General features: G+C 64.3%; 13 protein-coding genes. 6 read left to right on the forward strand and 7 right to left on the reverse strand.

Annotation, left to right across the window (positions count from 1 at the left end; all coding sequences use genetic code 11):
• Nucleotides 1-137 precede the first annotated feature (137 nt).
• From AC5RU3_RS08660 to AC5RU3_RS08670, 3 genes are all read left to right on the forward strand, one after another.
• Nucleotides 138-497, forward strand: coding sequence for a metallopeptidase family protein (locus AC5RU3_RS08660; RefSeq protein WP_309070130.1), 360 nt, complete (start codon nucleotides 138-140; stop codon nucleotides 495-497).
• Between the two features lie 37 nt (nucleotides 498-534).
• The gene (locus AC5RU3_RS08665; RefSeq protein ID WP_493965305.1) at nucleotides 535-1,452 is read left to right on the forward strand and encodes a cation diffusion facilitator family transporter; all 918 of its coding nucleotides are present in this window, start codon (nucleotides 535-537) and stop codon (nucleotides 1,450-1,452) included.
• A gap of 148 nt (nucleotides 1,453-1,600) precedes the next feature.
• Nucleotides 1,601-3,055 carry a C40 family peptidase gene (locus tag AC5RU3_RS08670; protein WP_493965306.1) on the forward strand — a complete coding sequence of 485 codons (1,455 nt, stop codon included), beginning with the start codon at nucleotides 1,601-1,603 and terminating at the stop codon, nucleotides 3,053-3,055.
• Nucleotides 3,056-3,068: 13 nt separating this feature from the next.
• Here AC5RU3_RS08670 and AC5RU3_RS08675 read toward each other — a convergent pair whose 3' ends face one another.
• Nucleotides 3,069-4,085: a universal stress protein gene (locus AC5RU3_RS08675; protein ID WP_309070049.1), complete on the reverse strand. Its 1,017-nt coding sequence runs from the start codon at nucleotides 4,083-4,085 to the stop codon at nucleotides 3,069-3,071.
• 264 nt (nucleotides 4,086-4,349) lie between these two features.
• Between AC5RU3_RS08675 and AC5RU3_RS08680 the strand changes: the two genes are divergently transcribed.
• Nucleotides 4,350-5,039 (forward strand): FAD-dependent monooxygenase, encoded by a 690-nt coding sequence (locus AC5RU3_RS08680; RefSeq protein WP_309124310.1) that lies wholly within the window; start codon nucleotides 4,350-4,352, stop codon nucleotides 5,037-5,039.
• Between the two features lie 5 nt (nucleotides 5,040-5,044).
• Here AC5RU3_RS08680 and AC5RU3_RS08685 read toward each other — a convergent pair whose 3' ends face one another.
• Nucleotides 5,045-5,704, reverse strand: coding sequence for a copper resistance CopC family protein (locus AC5RU3_RS08685; RefSeq protein WP_493965307.1), 660 nt, complete (start codon nucleotides 5,702-5,704; stop codon nucleotides 5,045-5,047).
• A 112-nt stretch (nucleotides 5,705-5,816) separates the two neighbouring features.
• Between AC5RU3_RS08685 and AC5RU3_RS08690 the strand changes: the two genes are divergently transcribed.
• Nucleotides 5,817-7,247 (forward strand): NCS2 family permease, encoded by a 1,431-nt coding sequence (locus AC5RU3_RS08690; protein ID WP_309070131.1) that lies wholly within the window; start codon nucleotides 5,817-5,819, stop codon nucleotides 7,245-7,247.
• 77 nt (nucleotides 7,248-7,324) lie between these two features.
• Here the strand turns inward: AC5RU3_RS08690 and AC5RU3_RS08695 are convergent, their stop codons facing one another.
• Together AC5RU3_RS08695 and AC5RU3_RS08700 are read right to left on the reverse strand one after the other, a co-directional pair.
• On the reverse strand, nucleotides 7,325-8,146 hold the full coding sequence (locus AC5RU3_RS08695) for a 3-hydroxybutyrate dehydrogenase (protein WP_493965308.1): 822 nt from the start codon (nucleotides 8,144-8,146) through the stop codon (nucleotides 7,325-7,327).
• Between the two features lie 2 nt (nucleotides 8,147-8,148).
• Entirely contained in the window at nucleotides 8,149-9,546 is a 1,398-nt protein-coding gene (locus AC5RU3_RS08700; protein ID WP_493965309.1) for an MFS transporter, read from the reverse strand.
• Between the two features lie 142 nt (nucleotides 9,547-9,688).
• Between AC5RU3_RS08700 and AC5RU3_RS08705 the strand changes: the two genes are divergently transcribed.
• A complete protein-coding gene (locus AC5RU3_RS08705; RefSeq protein ID WP_493965310.1) occupies nucleotides 9,689-10,624 on the forward strand; it encodes a LysR family transcriptional regulator in 936 nt (311 codons plus the stop codon).
• 59 nt (nucleotides 10,625-10,683) lie between these two features.
• Here the strand turns inward: AC5RU3_RS08705 and AC5RU3_RS08710 are convergent, their stop codons facing one another.
• The 3 genes from AC5RU3_RS08710 to AC5RU3_RS08720 are packed head-to-tail and all read right to left on the reverse strand — an operon-like array spanning nucleotide 10,684 to nucleotide 12,419.
• The gene (locus AC5RU3_RS08710; RefSeq protein ID WP_458116168.1) at nucleotides 10,684-11,520 is read right to left on the reverse strand and encodes a spermidine synthase; all 837 of its coding nucleotides are present in this window, start codon (nucleotides 11,518-11,520) and stop codon (nucleotides 10,684-10,686) included.
• Nucleotides 11,521-11,548: 28 nt separating this feature from the next.
• Nucleotides 11,549-11,863: a TM2 domain-containing protein gene (locus AC5RU3_RS08715; protein WP_493965311.1), complete on the reverse strand. Its 315-nt coding sequence runs from the start codon at nucleotides 11,861-11,863 to the stop codon at nucleotides 11,549-11,551.
• A gap of 1 nt (nucleotide 11,864) precedes the next feature.
• Nucleotides 11,865-12,419, reverse strand: a complete 555-nt coding sequence (locus AC5RU3_RS08720) for a GNAT family N-acetyltransferase (RefSeq protein ID WP_309070057.1) — start codon at nucleotides 12,417-12,419, stop codon at nucleotides 11,865-11,867.
• Nucleotides 12,420-12,449 lie beyond the last annotated feature (30 nt).

A 12,449-nucleotide genomic window follows, 5' to 3' on the forward strand; every position in this document is an offset into this window, starting at 1 on the left:
ACCACACAAGTGCTTTACTCCTCGTTGTGGACCTCTAAAACTATAGGGCCTCGATCTCGATTACACAAAACCGGCTCTCACGCGCCGGAAAGTAACGTCCGGGCTACGGCAGTAGAGTTTCCTGCGTGCCCATTGACATGAGCCTCGAGGACTTCGAATCAGCCGTCGACGACGCCATCGACCAGATCCCCGACAGGTTGGCGCGGGCCATGAATAACGTCGCGATCTTCGTCAAGGAGGAGTTTGAGCCGGGGCCCGGTGAAGAACCTGACCCTGACCTGCTCGGACTTTACGAGGGAACTCCATTGACCGAGCGGGACTCGTGGTGGGACGCCGGGTCCCTGCCGGACCGGATCAGCATCTTTCGTCAACCGCTCCTGCGCATGTGCGAAAGCCGGGAGGAGCTGGTGGAAGAAATCCTCGTCACGGTGATCCATGAGGTGGCGCACCACTTCGGAATCGACGACGAACGCCTTCACGAGCTCGGCTGGGGGTAACCTGACCCTGCGCCGGATGGGGCTTCATACTTGTCATATGGGCGCACATACTCACGGGCACGCCGTCACAGCGACCGGCAAGCACCGCAAATCGCTGGTCCTGGTTGTTGCGATCACGCTCGCCGTCGTCGTTATCCAGGTGATCGGTGCGGCACTGTCTGGCTCGCTGGCCCTCCTTGCCGATGCGGGCCACATGCTTTCCGACGCCGCCGGCGTCTTCATCGCGCTGCTGGCTTCGTGGATCGCGGCGCGGCCCGCCACTGTTCGAAGCACTTACGGATACCAGCGGGCGGAGGTCCTGGCCGCCTTGGCGAACGCCATCATCCTGGTGGTAATCGCCGTCGTTATCACCATTGAGGCGATTCGCAGGCTGGGTGACGTGACAGAGGTTCGGACGGACATCATGCTCGTCGCCGCGGTCCTGGGCGGGGCAGCGAATCTGGTATGCCTGCTGATACTCCATGGCGGCCACAAGGAAAGCCTCAACATTCGAGGTGCCTACCTGGAGGTGCTGGGCGACCTGCTCGGCTCCATCGCCGTGGTGGTCGCCGCCGTCGTGATTGCGATGACGGGATTTCAGCAGGCGGATGCCATCGCTTCGATCCTCATCGCGCTCATGATCCTGCCGCGGGCGTGGAGCTTGTTAAGCGACGTGATCAACGTCCTTCTGGAATCAGCGCCGAAGGGCGTCGACCCGGCAACGATCCGCGAACACATCTTGAAGGTAGAGGGCGTGGTTGATGCCCATGACATCCACGCCTGGACCATCACTTCCGGCGTGCCGGTGTTTTCGGCGCATGTCGTCGTGGATTCGGAGAGCCTGAATGCGGAAGGGGTGGACCGAATGCTGGACCGCCTCGCGCATTGCCTGAGCAATCACTTCGACACTGAGCACTGCACGTTTCAGGTCGAACCGCTTGAGCATGCGGTCCATGAGAGTCATCAGCACGCCTGAATCCTCCCGATTCACCGGCGCGACACGCCATGCCAAGTTCTCGATAATGGTGCTGTTGTTACTTAAGCTACTCGTGTGCCTAATGTTGCCAATGTGACGATTGGGCCATACCCTCGGATGTGTTTGGATGTCGTCCGAGGATCGAGTCATGCTGCCAACCTTCCCTGCACGCAGGTTCCCCGTGCTCGCTGCCGTGCTTTCCGGAGCTCTACTCACCGTCGGGCTGACGCCGTCACCCGCGGTCGGCGCGCCGGACCTGCCCAGTGCCAGCGAGATCTCTGCGGCGAAGGACAACACTGCCCGGACCTCCCAGCTGGTCGACGAGATCGAGGCAATCCTTGAGACCGCTGCGACAGAACTGCAGGACGCGCAGGTTGAGGCAATGAAATCCCAGGGCGCGTACATCGACGCACTGGCCGAACTGGATGAACGCCGCGCCGCCGCAGAGCGACTCTCCGCGCAGACGCAGCAGGCAGAAGACGCGTACCGCGCGGCAACCACGGAGCTCGGGGAACTGGCGGCGGACATCTATCGTGCCGGCGGCATCATGCCGGACAGCAGCCTCCTCGCCTTCGCCCAGGATCCCCGAAACATCATGTACCAGGCATCAACGGTGGAAGGCATGGCGGCTTCGCAATCCCGAACTGTCAACCAGGCCGAAACCGCCGCGAGTTCGCTCGAGTCCCTGCGCGCCGACGCGAGAGAAGCCCAAACAGCCGCCGCCGACGCCGCCGAAGAGGCCACCCGCGCAGGTGCGGCTACCGAATCCGCCATGGCGGCAGCCGCCAGCCTGGTCGAACAAAAGCAGGCAGAGCGGGAAACCCTCGTTGCCCAGTTGGCACAGTTGCGCGACACCACTGCAGCCCTGGAGGAGCAGCGGATCGCGGGCCTCGAACAGGAACGCCGCGAAGCTGAACTTGCGCGTGTCCTCGCCGCATCCGCCGAGGTCACCCGGGCAGCTTCCACCGGGCAGTCAGCAACGCCTGCACAGTCTGCACAGACTACTCCGGAGACTCCCGCCGCACCGGCGCCGGCTCCCTCGCCACTTCCCGCACCGGCACCAGAGCCCGTGCAGCCGCCCACCGCACAGCGGCCTGTTCCGGCCCCGCGCCCGACAACACCTGCTCCCGCACCGGCACCTGCTCCGGTGGCGCCCGCACCTGCTCCGGTGGCGCCGAAGCCAACTCCGCCGCCCTCACCGGTTCCGGCACCTCCAGCGACCAATCCGGGCGGCGTGGCCGCAGCCGTCAATTACGCCCGTGCGCGAGTCGGTGCACCCTACTTCTATCAGTGGGGCGGGAACGGCCCCCGGGGCTACGACTGCTCCGGTCTGGTTCAGCAGGCCTTCGCCGCAGGCGGTATCTCGCTACCGCGGACAGCTTCTGCTCAGTTCTACGCTGCCCGCACCCACGTTCCGCTCTCCCAGGTGCAGTTCGGGGACCTGGTCTTCTGGGGGGAAGGTGCCGGAATCTGGCACGTTGCGATCTACGTCGGCAACAACACGGTCGTGAACGCCCTCAATCCCTCTCAGGGCATCCTCGAAGTGAACCTGGCGAACATGAGCGGAATGGGCGCGCTCAATCCGATGGCTGCCCGATTCTAGGCACCTCCCGGTCCTAGGCGGCCATTGGTCCGAACCTGGCGCGGTCCGCCAACCGTGGGTCCTCGCGGTCAGGAACCACAAGCACCGGGCCCTTCGCATGATGCAGCACGCCCTGGCTGGTGGAGCCCAGCAACATGCCGGCGAATCCACCGCGCCCCCGGGTTCCCAGCACAACCAGCTCGGCCGTGCGTGACGCTTCGATCAGTATCTCAACGGGCGGACCGTCCAGCAGTTCGATCGAAATCTCCAACCGGGGAAAGTGGCTCTGCAGCCATGCCTTTCCGGCGTTCAGCTGAACCATGATCTCGCTATGGAGCGCGTCCCGGTCGACCGGAGTCGGCATCCATGCGAGCGAGCCGGTGAACGGCGGCAGCGAACACACCACTCGCAACGGCAGTCCGCGGGACTCCGCCTGCTCAGCCGCGAGCAGCGACGCCATCCGTGCCTGTTCCGAGCCGTCGACGCCCACCACGACGACCTTTTCGACGTCCTCCGCCTTGGGGCAGGGCTCCCCCTTCGTCCTCGGCGCCGACACCCCGGCCTCGTTCAAACGGGGAGCGCAAAAGAGCGGCACGACGACGGTCGGACACTTCGCGTGCGCGGGAAGCGCTGAGCTGACTGATCCAAGCAGCCGGCCCACGAAGCCTCCCCGTCCACGTGACCCGACCACCATCAGTTCGGCCTCCTCGGAGAGCTCAAGAAGCACCCCTGCGGCGTCCCCGCTCTCCACGCGCGGCACTATCTCAATGTCGTGGCGACTGGCGAGCCTGCCGATGGACTGGTCCAGAACCGACTGAGCACCCTCCCGGATAACCGTGTCGTCCACGGTTGCGTACCCTGCATCCATACTCGACGCCGCGAACACCGGCACCGTGTATGCCGTCACTACGTGCAGCGGCGACCGGCGGCGTTTGGCCTCGTGTGCTGCCCATACAAGGGCACACATGCTCTGGTCAGAACCGTCCACACCAACAACTATTCCGCGCCCCTGTGAATGCCTTGGCGCGCCCGGCTCGTGAGTCTCAAACATGTCCCGCCTCCTTGCGGTTGAACCGTTACTGACACCTTTGCTCAGCCGTCGAGTTATTTCTAGCCTACTCACGAGTAGGGGGTCTATTCAGCGCCCAAAAAGTTATATAGGCTTCGAGAATCGTTATCGGGCGGATGGTCTCCCTTGGGGTTCCCGCCCGCTTTAAGTGCGCTTGGTTGACCCGTTCGCAGCCAAGTGTCCGCACGGCCCGGAAGAGGCGCCGGGCTGTGCGGAGTTCTCCTTTCCCTCAGGAGGTTTTCATCGATGGTGCCGGAACCCGCCACCCGCGCGGCCGCAGAGTCTTCCGCGCCTGCCGCGGCAGAGATGACAACCACAGTGGTGATCGGTTCCGGACTGTCGGGTCTTGCCGTCGCCAGCGAGCTGAGTCGCCGCGGAGTCAAGTCCATCGTCGTTGAAAGCATGGAGTGCCTGAATTCGGGTGCCAATCGGACCGTCATGACGGACTCGGTGTCGCTCTCAGAGCGCACTGAGCTATTGCGCCTGCTGCGCTGTTATGCGTCCAGCCACTCGCTGGACATCCGGCAGGAGACGGTGGCGGAGGGCCTGTGCATGGTGGGCTATTCGCAACTGCTCCCGGCGCCCGTGCTCGGCTCCAAGAAGTGGGCTGTCCAGACCCGGAACGGCGTACTCCTCGCAGACCACGTGGTTCTGACGAAGTATCCCCAGAACCAGCTGCGGCGGTTCGTCCAGTCCCTCGGCCTGGCCGTTGGGATAGACATCAAGGCCGCCCTCCGCGCCATCGGGCTGTACCTTATCGGCGTAGGCGAGGTGCTCACGCCTACAACACGGGAGATAGTCCGGCAGGCCAAGGTCATCAGCGACGCGATCGTCTCGAAGGGCGCACTGGCCGCCCAGCTGGTCCAGCCCGTGAAGGCCTCTGTCCTGGCGGCCGGCCTTCCGCGCCCCGGACAGCCACCGGCCCTTAGCGCCTAAGCCCGTTATCCCGCGTCGTTATTGCCCTGCTTGAGGCGGCGCCGGGCTCCCAGCGCCAGAACTGTGGCGAGAGCAATCAACACCGCGATCATCAGGATGACGGCCCAGGACACGCCTGAGTCGGCTGCGGGCTCCTGATCGAGTGCGCCCGGCTCGGCGGTTTCGATGGGACCGGACGTACCTGCCGATGCCCCCGGCGTCTCCGAAGCAGCAGGGGAATCAGCACTGCCGCCGCCTGCGGCCGTGAACTCGAACGTCCCCTCGATGGGGTGCGAGTCGGAAGAAACCACACGCCAGTTCACCGTGTACGTACCGGCCGGGGCTCCATCCCGCAGTGCCTGGGTGGCCACCGTGTCCGTAATGGACACCTCGCCCTCGGCCCAGTCCTCGCCTGCCTCGTCAAGCACCTGCACTTCTGAACCGATCGTCGCCGGCACGTTACTGAACGTGAGCTCGATCATCTCGGGAGCGGCATCGAGCGTCGCGCCCGCCTCCGGGTTCGATGAGCTCAACTCGTCATGGGCGGTTGCCCCGTTCGCGGTGCCAAGGACCAGTGCCAGCGCCATCATCAACGCGCTCACCAGCAGAACGTCTATGCGCTGGACGGAATGTGCCCCCGGGAGCGCCGACGGGCTTGCTGCAACTACTGAGGAATGCTGCTTCATACCCCCAGCGTACGGGAGGCGGCTGGCAGGATCCTGAGCCGCTCATTGGATAGACTTTCGAGCGAACTCCCCCACCAGCAGAGGAATACCCGTGCCTGCACTGCGTACCGCGATGGACAGCTACTTTCAGGTAACCGCCCGCGGATCAACCTATTCACGAGAGATCAGGGGCGGGCTCGCCACGTTCTTCGCCATGAGCTACATCGTGGTGCTCAATCCGCTGATCCTTGCCGGAGCTGATGCCAGCGGCGAGAGCCTTGGCATCGAGCGCGTCGCCGCAGTAACCGCTCTCATAGCGGGTGTGCTGACGATTCTCATGGGCGCCTGGGCAAAGTATCCCTTCGCGCTGGCCACAGGACTGGGCGTCAACGCATTTGTGGCAATTACTGTCGCGACCAACCCGGAGCTGACGTGGCCGGAGGTGATGGGACTGGTGATGCTCGCCGGCCTCACCATGCTGGTTCTGGTGCTCACCGGCTTCCGTACTGCGGTTTTCAACGCGGTTCCCGAAAGCCTCAAGACGGCCATCGTCGTCGGGATCGGGCTCTTCATCGCCCTCATCGGTCTGGTGAATGCCGGCTTCGTCCGACGAATTCCTGACGTTGCACAGACCACCGTCCCGGTCGGGCTGGGTTTCGATGGGGTACTCCTCGGTTGGCCTACGCTCGTCTTTGTTTTCGGCCTGATTCTCACCATCGCACTGGTAGTCCGGAAGGTCCGCGGCGGCATTTTGATCGGCGTCATCGCGTCCACCATCCTTGCCGTCATCATCGAGGCTGTGGCCAACGTTGGGCCAAGCGTAGGGCCGGAGGGCGCCAATCCGCAGGGCTGGTCGCTGGTGGTGCCTGAACTGCCCTCCGGATCCTGGGTAGGCATCCCCGACCTCAGCCTCGTGGGCAGCGTCAGCGTCTTCGGTGCGTTCGGCACCCTGGGAGCAACAGCTGCCCTGCTGCTGACGTTCACCATCCTGCTGAGCATCTTCTTCGACGCCATGGGCACGATGGTGGGCCTGGCCAACGAAGCGAAGCTCGTTGATAGGCAGGGCAACATTCCAGGCGTTGACCGCGTTCTCATCGTCGACGCACTTGGAGCCGTGGCCGGCGGCGCGGGCTCTGTGTCGTCGAATCAGATCTATGTTGAATCGGGCGCCGGCATCGGTGAAGGAGCACGTACCGGTATCGCCAACATCGTGACCGGGCTGCTGTTCCTGGTGGCGATGTTCTTCACACCGCTGATCTCGCTGGTCCCGTTCGAGGCCGTTGCTCCTGCCCTCGTCATCGTCGGTTTCATGATGGTGTCCCAGGTGGGCAGGATCGACTGGCAGGACTGGGGTATCGCCATCCCGGCGTTCCTCACCTTCACGTTGATGCCATTCACATACTCCATCGCCAACGGGCTCGGTGCAGGCTTCGTCGCTTATGTGCTGGTGCGCACATTCCAGGGCAGGGCGAAGGAAATCCACCCGCTCATGTGGGCCGTCGCTGGCGCGTTCGTCATCTTCTTCGGGATCGGACCCATCGAGCAACTGCTCGGCGTCGGCTAGCCAACACCGAATTGGCAGGACACGCCCCGAGTGCGGGAGCAAACGGGGTGTGTCCTGCCACTCACGGCGAAGACCGGTCAGCGTGCCGACCACCCGCCGTCCATCGTGTAGGAGGCACCGGTCACCATCCCGGCGTGATCGGAGGCCAGCCAGGCCACAAGCGAGGCCACCTCAGTGGGCTCCACCAGACGTTTGACTGCGCTTTCGGTGAGCATGATCTGCTCGAGCACCTCGTCCTCGCTGATGCCGTGCAGGCGCGCCTGGTCCGCGATCTGGTTCTCGACCAACGGAGTCCGCACGTACCCGGGGTTGATGCAGTTGCTGGTGACTCCGTGCGGTCCGCCTTCCAAGGCCGCCACTTTCGACAGGCCTTCCAGCCCGTGCTTGGCAGACACATAGGCAGACTTGAAGGCTGATGCCCTCAACCCGTGCACTGAAGACACGTTGATGATTCTGCCGAACTTCTTGGCGTACATCGACGGCAGGGCGGCCCGCATCAGCAGGAACGGCACCTCGAGCATGAGCGTATGAATTCGCCGGAAGTCGGCAGGATCGAACTCCTCGATGGGTCGCACCACCTGGATGCCGGCGTTGTTAACCAGAATGTCGGCCTCGAGCGAGAGGTTCTCCAGCGCCTCGGTGTCGAGCAGATCAACCGCCCACGCCTCGCCTTTCACCTCCTTGGCGATGACGCCGGCACCCTCAGCATCGCGATCGGCGACGACGACGGATGCCCCCTGCGTCGCCAGTTCACGGGCGCAGGCCGCTCCGATTCCGCTCGCGCCGCCGGTGACGACAGCGCGCCGGCCGGCGAGCGCGAGGGGAAAGGGCGTGAGGGACGACGGCGGCTGTGCGGTGGGGCGCAAGCCGCCGTCGTCGTTCCGCGGTTCGGCAGGCATGGTTAGCGGTCCCTGCCGGCAACCGGGATTCCGTGGCGCTCCGCGTCCGCCGCATCGATGTCCCGAAGCGAGGTTCCGCGTGTCTCGCGCAGGGTGATGACGGCGATGGCCGTCACCACGCTGGCGCCGAGGACGTAGAGCGCCACTCCCACCCAGGAGCCGGTTTCCTGCAGGATCGCCGTGGCGATGATCGGCGCGAGGGATCCCGCGAGGATGGAGGTCACCTGGTAGCCGAGCGAGACGCCGGAATAGCGCATGCGGGTGGGGAACATTTCGGCCATGATCGCCGGCTGGCCCGCATACATGAGTGCGTGGAAGCAGAGGCCGATGGTCACGGCGAGGATGATGATCACCGGGTTCAGGGTGTCGAACATCGGGAAGGCGAAGAATGCCCAGCTCGCGCCGAGGATGGCGCCGGCGAGGTACACGGGCTTGCGTCCGAAGCGGTCGGACAGCCGGCCGACCTGCGGGATCACCAGGAAGTGCACAACGTGTGCGATCAGCAGCGCAAGGAGCAGCGAGCTGGTGTTGTACTGGTGGACCTGCGAGAGGTACACGATCGAGAAGCTCACGATGATGTAGTACAGGATGTTCTCCGCGAACCGCAGACCCATGGCTCCGAGGATGCCGCGGGGGTACTTCTTCACAACCTCGAAGACGCCGTAGCTGATGGCCTTCTCGCGCTCCACCTGCTCACGGGCTTCGAGGAAGATCGGCGATTCACTGACGTGGGTGCGGATGTAGTAACCGATCACCACGATGATCGCGGACAGCCAGAACGCTACGCGCCAGCCCCAGCTGAGGAACTCGTCCTCGGGCAGGATGGAGGACATCGTCAGCAGCACAACGGTGGCGAGCAGGTTGCCGACCGGTACCGCAGACTGCGGCCAGCTCGACCAGAAGCCGCGCGACTTGTTGGGGCTATGCTCTGCAACCAGCAGGACCGCACCACCCCATTCGCCGCCCACTGCAAAGCCCTGGACGAAGCGGAGGATGACCAGTAGAGCCGGCGCCCAGTAGCCGATGGAATCGAATCCGGGCAGGCAGCCCATCAGGAACGTGGCCACGCCGACGAGGATGATGGTGACCTGCAGCGTGTGCTTACGGCCCAATTTGTCGCCGATCTGGCCGAAGAAGATTCCGCCAAGGGGACGGGCAACGAAGCCGACGGCGTAGGTCAGGAACGCTGCGATGATTGCGTCGAGCGGGGTGTCCGCGTTGGGGAAGAACACAATGCCGAAGACCAGGGACGCCGCCGTGGCGTAGAGGAAGAACTCGTACCACTCGACGACGGTGCCCACCATCGAGGCTGCGACGATCTTCTTGAGGCCGTGGGGGGCTGCATCGGCCTCTCCTGCCGGACCCCTTCCCGGTTTGGCTGGGCGCGAACTGACGCTCATGGACTGCTCCTTCTGTGTCGGCTCTGACACTCTTTGCTCGGTGGGTGAATCCAGGGGTTTTTGATTCGGGTGGTGCGCGCTTGTGACGCCTGTCACCCAGGTGGGCCTCATTGAGTATGTGTGCACATGCCGGGGCACTTCAATGGCCAGTTACGCAGGAGCAATCTGCGAAAATGCAGATGTGCCCCTTCAGCCGGACGACCTGCTCATCCTCCTCGCCGTGTCCAACTCCGGCCGCTTCACCTCCGCCGCTGAGAGCCTCGGCCTGAACCACACCACGGTCTCGCGTCGGATTGCGGCACTGGAGCGAGCGCTCGGCGGGCACGTCCTGGTACGGGCGAGCGGTGGTTGGGAACTGACGGACCTCGGCCTGCGCGCGGTGGCCGCTGCCGAGGAGGTCCAGCGGGCACTTTCGGAGCTCGAAACCGACGACGACGGCGCGAGCCGGCTTTCCGGCGTCGTGCGCATGAGTGCCACGGACGGTTTCAGCGCGTACATCGCCGCTCCGGCGTTCGCAAGGCTGCGGCGCGAGCATCCACGGCTGAGCGTCGAGATTGTGGCAGCAACGCGGCGGGCGTCGCAGACGAGGAGCGGCCTCGACCTTGAGGTGGTCGTTGGCAGGCCGCAGGTGCATCGGGCGGAAGCCATCCGGTTGGGTGAATACGTGTTGGGGCTCTACGCCTCGCGGGAGTACCTGGCCGAGTTCGGCACCCCGTCCAGCATCAATGAAGTGCTGAAGCACCCACTGGTGTACTTCATTGACTCGATGCTGCAGGTGGACAGCCTTGACGCGCCTCGGCGCTTGCTGCCAAGCATGAAGGACTCTTTGAGCTCGACGAATGTCTTCGTTCATGTGGAAGCCACCCGGGCGGGAGCGGGCATTGGCCTGCTCCCCTGCTTCATGGCGAACCTGCACAGCGACCTCGTGCGGCTGTTGCCTGAGGAGGTCGCGGAGCGGTTGGGTTATTGGCTCGTGGCACGCCCGGATTCGCTGCGGCAACCGGCTGTTGCCGCCGTCGTCGGCGCTTTGCGGAGGGCCACCGACGAGTATGAGGACCCGCTGCTCGGCAAGACCTAGCCGCTTGAGTTGGCTCAGTCTGTGAGAACGCAGTCTGTGAGAACTCAGTCTGTGAGGATTCAGTCTGTGAGAACCGGGGCGCCGCTGATGAATCGGGTGAGCTGGTCGCCTTGCCACAGGTGCGCGGGCACACCGCCGCCCAGCAGTTCCCGGGCCAGGCCCGGATCCTCCCCGAGCGGTGCATCACTCGCGGCGATGATGACGTTTCCATAGCGCCGCCCCTTCAGCATGGCCGGGTCCGCGATGATCACCGTGTGCGTGAAGGCCGAGGAGATGGTGGCCGCCTCCCGCCGCGCCATGGCGAGGTCCGGGGAGTCACCGCAGTTGACGATGTAAACACCGGCGGGATCCAGGACGCGTTTCGCGTGTTCCACGAATTCGTGGGTCGTCAGTGCGCTCGGAGTGCGGCTGCCGGCGAAGACGTCACGGATGATGACGTCGCGGCTGCTGGCGGAGAGAGACTCGGTGACTTCCCGCGCCTCTCCGACGCGGATCCGCAGCAGCGGCGCACGCGGTAGGTCGAACCACTCGCGCACCAGCACAGCGAGTGCACCGTCGAGTTCGACGACGACCTGCCGCGCGTCGGGGAAGGTTGCTGCGAAGCTTCGCGCCAGTGAACATGCGCCGCCGCCCAGGTGAAGTGCGCGGAGGCGGAACGTTGAGGGCCACTGCGAGGTCACCAGTGAATTGATCCATCGCATGTATTCGAAGTCGAGCCGCGCCGGGTCCGCGAGATCGATGTGCGAACTCGGGACCCCGTTGATGTGCAGCACCCAGCCGTTGGGGTTGAAGCGGTCGGGCACGAGCTCACAATTACCGGTGTCGATGGTGTGAATTCCGGGGACCGGACCACCGTCGGCGGCAGCCGTTTCCTTGTTTTCCCGCTTCCGTCCCACGAATCCTTACTCTCTCGCCCGATGCCGGTCAGTAAGGACGGACAACGCCCTGATGATGCAGATACCCGTTGACCTGCCGAACGCGGCCGGGGATGGTGAAGAGGTCGATGATCATGAGAATCCACAGCGGTATCAGGAAGAGGAAACCGAGCAGGAACCAGGCCGTGGCGTAACCGACCAGCCCGAGTGCCAGGTACAGAAAACCCATCCCGTTCTGGCGCAGATAGAACTTGTGTGCGCCGAAGTTTCCGAGGAGGAACCAGAGCAGGTACGCGAGCCAGCTTTCTTTCGCGGCATAGACCACCACGTGCTGTTGGGGCTGATTCCCATAGTAGTTGGACATGTCATTTCCCTGTCTGTTGTAAGACTGATGCGGACCCGCCGGTCGCGGGCGGACGCGGTGTCTGCGCCGAACGTACCAACCGGATCTCGTAGAGCCCGTTCCACCGCTCGGAGAGCTGTTCCCTTTCGCCGTCCGGCGTGAATCCCAGTTTGCGGTAGAAAGCGATGGCGCGCTCGTTCCCCTCAAGAACCCAGACGCACGCCGCGGCATCACCGATGGCTGCATCGGCGAGCGCACGACCCAGGCCGGTGCCGTAGTACTGCTTCAGTACGTACAGCATGAAAAGTTCGACGGCGGCGGGCGGACTCTCGCCCCGGGCGTCACCGCCCGCCGCGATCCCGACAATCTTCCCCAGTTCATCCACTGCAACGAAGGGAACGCTGTCCTGGGTGTCAAACCCCATCCGCCAGGCTTCGGCCTGCGCCTCCACCGTGTCGTCCAGCCCTGCCAGGACCCCGGATTCGAGCCGACCTTCGTAGGCCTGGCGCCAACCCTCGTTCTTCATCCGCAGCGCAGCCTCAAGCTCGTCGATACGCAGCGGACGGATGGTGACCATGCCGTTCATGCTATCGTCCGGCAGCGACAA

It is taken from the genome of Arthrobacter sp. MDB1-55 (assembly GCF_059092925.1).

What these genes read in the sequence shown, in the direction of transcription:
- AC5RU3_RS08660 (WP_309070130.1), top strand. Translation starts at nt 138, where the DNA reads ATGAGCCTCGAGGACTTCGAATCAGCCGTCGACGACGCCATCGACCAG.
- AC5RU3_RS08665 (WP_493965305.1), top strand. Translation starts at nt 535, where the DNA reads ATGGGCGCACATACTCACGGGCACGCCGTCACAGCGACCGGCAAGCAC.
- AC5RU3_RS08670 (WP_493965306.1), top strand. Translation starts at nt 1,601, where the DNA reads ATGCTGCCAACCTTCCCTGCACGCAGGTTCCCCGTGCTCGCTGCCGTG.
- AC5RU3_RS08675 (WP_309070049.1), bottom strand. Translation starts at nt 4,085, where the DNA reads ATGTTTGAGACTCACGAGCCGGGCGCGCCAAGGCATTCACAGGGGCGC.
- AC5RU3_RS08680 (WP_309124310.1), top strand. Translation starts at nt 4,350, where the DNA reads ATGGTGCCGGAACCCGCCACCCGCGCGGCCGCAGAGTCTTCCGCGCCT.
- AC5RU3_RS08685 (WP_493965307.1), bottom strand. Translation starts at nt 5,704, where the DNA reads ATGAAGCAGCATTCCTCAGTAGTTGCAGCAAGCCCGTCGGCGCTCCCG.
- AC5RU3_RS08690 (WP_309070131.1), top strand. Translation starts at nt 5,817, where the DNA reads ATGGACAGCTACTTTCAGGTAACCGCCCGCGGATCAACCTATTCACGA.
- AC5RU3_RS08695 (WP_493965308.1), bottom strand. Translation starts at nt 8,146, where the DNA reads ATGCCTGCCGAACCGCGGAACGACGACGGCGGCTTGCGCCCCACCGCA.
- AC5RU3_RS08700 (WP_493965309.1), bottom strand. Translation starts at nt 9,546, where the DNA reads ATGAGCGTCAGTTCGCGCCCAGCCAAACCGGGAAGGGGTCCGGCAGGA.
- AC5RU3_RS08705 (WP_493965310.1), top strand. Translation starts at nt 9,689, where the DNA reads ATGGCCAGTTACGCAGGAGCAATCTGCGAAAATGCAGATGTGCCCCTT.
- AC5RU3_RS08715 (WP_493965311.1), bottom strand. Translation starts at nt 11,863, where the DNA reads ATGTCCAACTACTATGGGAATCAGCCCCAACAGCACGTGGTGGTCTAT.
- AC5RU3_RS08720 (WP_309070057.1), bottom strand. Translation starts at nt 12,419, where the DNA reads ATGGTCACCATCCGTCCGCTGCGTATCGACGAGCTTGAGGCTGCGCTG.